Below are 3,202 nucleotides of genomic sequence, written 5' to 3' on the forward strand. Positions count from 1 at the left end.
CCGAGGATTTGGTTTGGCCGTTTCGGTTATCAAATCGGAATGACAGCAAATAGCCCAGGTTTAAACCTTTGACCTTCGATACCCGGCCGCTCTCGCTTGTGCTTCGGAGCAGAAGATCTCTTCGGCCCGCGTATCCTCGTAATATTGCATGCCCGGCAAGTGATAGATCCAGTCGCCACGACGGCTTCGGTTCCCTTTGATTGTGCAGCCTTGATGCGCCTGGTTTGTCGCCTGCGCGCGCGTCTGCCGGGACGCGGGCTGTGCTTGCGGGTCACGTGGCGCGGCAGCCTCAGCTTTCGCGATGCGATGATGTTCCGGCAGGATAAACTCCGATCGCCAGATACCTTGTCTGGCTGACCGTGCGCGATGCTCATGACCGATATAGGCGCTGCTGTAGCTGCGGTAGGCAGTCGCCCAGCCATACTCCACCATCGTCGCGCCAAGCTCCAGGCCGTTCGCGTGGCAGATTGCCAACAGGCGACCGTAAGCGTCGGTGCCTTGACCCTGGCAAGTGACCCTCTGGCCCTCGACCAGTGAGCGCAATTGGGCCGCGGCATCCTCACCGCATGCCCACTGTTGGCCATCGCGCGTGCAACTCTGATCGAGTTCCGGGGCATCGACGCCCACCAATCGCACTGACGCCCCAGCAATTACCAGCGAGTCACCGTCAACCACTCGCGCAGGTCCAGTTAGATTCTGTGCGCTCGCGGGGGCCGCGACGAGCAACAATGTGGCAATGGCAAGGCTACGCATGCGTGCCGAACTATCGAGAAATGGTGAACGGTCCGTAAGCTCAGGGTCTGTCACTATGATCTGAACCCCGGCCCAATCCGGACATCTCGGCTGCCGCATTTAGAGCACCGCAGCCGCCGTTTGATCGCGGCGATTTGCTTGGACCAGTTTCGACGCTGGCACAGCATGGTGATCTCAAGCGGATCGATGATGGCCAGCCGTTTGCACGCCCTACAATCCACTCGCAGGCGATAGCCGTGCCTCGTGTAATCCGAGATGGTATCGAGCCGCTTCGAGCTCATGGCTTGCGCCGGATGGCCCAGACGAGCGCAGAGCTGGCAGTGATGATAGCGGCTATGGCTGCAAGCGCAGCCGGATCAAGAACGAGCATGGCAACCTTCCGATTCGCTGGAAGCTCGCTATGTTCACACTTTGTTCTGTGTAGGAAAGTTCAAACTGACTGGTGCGAACCTTCTATCAGGCTGCCGTGGCTTCGGATGGTTCATCGCCAAAAGACGAATGTCAGCCAACGATCCACCAGCGGTCTTCAGATGACCTTTGCCACATTGCCGCCCATCGAATGGCCGGGGAGCACTGCTTCTTCGGGATCAACCCCTCTTACGATAGCGGCAACGTCTTGGGCGAAGGAGTCGACTGTCCACCACTTGCGGCCAGTGCCGGAGTCTCCGTGCCCTCCAAGGTCCAAAGTTATGTTTTGGAAGTCCAGAGACAGCGGCTCTAGTTGTGCCGCTTAGTGGCTTTTGTTGCACGACCAGCCATTGATAAGGACAAGAGCCGGCTTTCCTACTCCATAAACTGCGTAGGCGATCGGGACGCCGTCATGCGCGGTGGCGAAGCGAGTCACTGGACCTCCGAGAGAAAGCGTGCCGTCCCCGAGACCCTGATACTCGCACCGTGTGCGGCCGGGATGTCCGCGTGCAGGCGGCAAGGCGTCCCCATGTCATCGCCCTGATGAATGTCGATTTGTCCCCCGTGCGGCCAGCGGAGGTCGCGGAGGTAGCCGGCCACGGCCGCAGCGGCCGCACCGGTAGCTGGATCCTCATAGACGCCCCCAGCGGCAAACGGATTGCGCACGTGGAAGAGTGATGCCGTTTCTGAATGCAGCAGGCTAATGGTGGCAAGTCGCCACCTTCTCATCAGGTCGGCCCCTGTCTCAAAGTCGTATTGCATGGCCGCCAGCGCAGAACGGCTCGACAGGGCGAGCATCAAATGCCGAGCGCCGGCTTCAACGAAGGCCGGCGGCAAGCGCGGGTCGAGTTCAGCGGGGAGGTATGAGAAGAGATCGAGGGCAAGGGTAACCACGTCCTCCGTGGCGGGTACGCTGCTCGTAGGAGGTGACTGCAAGGCAGCGGCCAGCGTGCCGCCTGTGCGCTGCCCCTCCACCGTGATCGTTCCATCGTTCAAGTGCAGCGGGAAGACGCCGTCCCCTTGCTCGGCAGCGAGTGCTGCCCCAAGGGCTATCGTTGCGTGGCCGCAAAATGGTATCTCCATCGCAGGCGCAAAGTAGCGAACGCGCCACCCGCCACCATGAGGCGCAGCGAAAACGGTTTCTGAATAGCCGACATCTGCAGCGACTGCCTGCATGACCGCCTGTTCGGCTAAAGTGTCGTTGAAGACCACGCCCGCGGGATTCCCGCCGCTACCGTCAGTGGAGAAGGCGGCGATCCGAAGAATTTTCATTTCCACCTTCCCATTTGTCTGTGCGAAGGGCTCTGCACCCTCATGAGGTCTACCCGCTGCTGGAGCAAAGCTGCCGTTCAGTTGAACCGTGGATCCCCTGCGGTGGGGGGAATGGACGGAATTACCCGTATCTTTGCTTTGAGCTGACCGGTCGGTTCGAGGTGAAAGATGACCTCCGCGAAACCACCTACAGGGGTATCAAGCGGCTTGACGAGCGCCACTGGCTCACCATCAAACTTAAGTGGCATCGTGGGACTAAAAACCAGTTGATTTGGGTCGATCGGGCCCCCTTTTGATGACATTTGAAAGCGGGCGCCCTGCGAGGTCGTGATAGCGATGAGTTTCGTGGGGTCGTTGTTCGTTTCAAGGGAAAAGTGGAGGGTGGCATCGCCGTCTGGCTGTGATGCCGGGATAATTAGTGCGTTGTGTAATTCGACCTTTGGCTCCGGGATCCGACGCTCGCATCCCGCTACAGCGAGAAAAACAGCCAATATAGAAAGGCCGTTCGATCGGCCCCATCCTACCATAAAATATTTCATCATCATTCGCCAAACATACAAATTATCAAACCTTGACCGTTCGAGAATCTTACGCCCTGTCTCGAAAAAATTGGCCTGTTCTAATCGATGGACGCCTTTGAGTCGGCATGTAGACTACGATCGCCTCGATGGCCTCCCGCTTATCTCAAGCGAAGAACGTTATACGTACAGAGCGAGGATTGCTCTAGCCAGTAGCGATGACCAGACATGGCTCAGTGGCAGGCTATCCC

General features: G+C 58.7%; 4 protein-coding genes. All 4 read right to left on the reverse strand.

The window, feature by feature from the left end:
- Nucleotides 1-60: 60 nt before the first annotated feature.
- Nucleotides 61-627 (reverse strand): thermonuclease family protein, encoded by a 567-nt coding sequence (locus tag ACEW8G_RS09240; protein ID WP_373488136.1) that lies wholly within the window; start codon nucleotides 625-627, stop codon nucleotides 61-63.
- A gap of 652 nt (nucleotides 628-1,279) precedes the next feature.
- The gene (locus ACEW8G_RS09245; protein WP_373488139.1) at nucleotides 1,280-1,465 is read right to left on the reverse strand and encodes an alpha/beta fold hydrolase; all 186 of its coding nucleotides are present in this window, start codon (nucleotides 1,463-1,465) and stop codon (nucleotides 1,280-1,282) included.
- Between the two features lie 128 nt (nucleotides 1,466-1,593).
- The gene (locus tag ACEW8G_RS09250; RefSeq protein WP_373488137.1) at nucleotides 1,594-2,433 is read right to left on the reverse strand and encodes a PhzF family phenazine biosynthesis protein; all 840 of its coding nucleotides are present in this window, start codon (nucleotides 2,431-2,433) and stop codon (nucleotides 1,594-1,596) included.
- A gap of 77 nt (nucleotides 2,434-2,510) precedes the next feature.
- Entirely contained in the window at nucleotides 2,511-2,978 is a 468-nt protein-coding gene (locus ACEW8G_RS09255; protein WP_373488138.1) for a hypothetical protein, read from the reverse strand.
- Nucleotides 2,979-3,202 lie beyond the last annotated feature (224 nt).

This window comes from Blastomonas sp., assembly GCF_041747255.1.
Lineage (GTDB): Bacteria > Pseudomonadota > Alphaproteobacteria > Sphingomonadales > Sphingomonadaceae > Blastomonas.

What these genes read in the sequence shown, in the direction of transcription:
- ACEW8G_RS09250 (WP_373488137.1), bottom strand. Translation starts at nt 2,433, where the DNA reads ATGAAAATTCTTCGGATCGCCGCCTTCTCCACTGACGGTAGCGGCGGG.
- ACEW8G_RS09255 (WP_373488138.1), bottom strand. Translation starts at nt 2,978, where the DNA reads ATGATGATGAAATATTTTATGGTAGGATGGGGCCGATCGAACGGCCTT.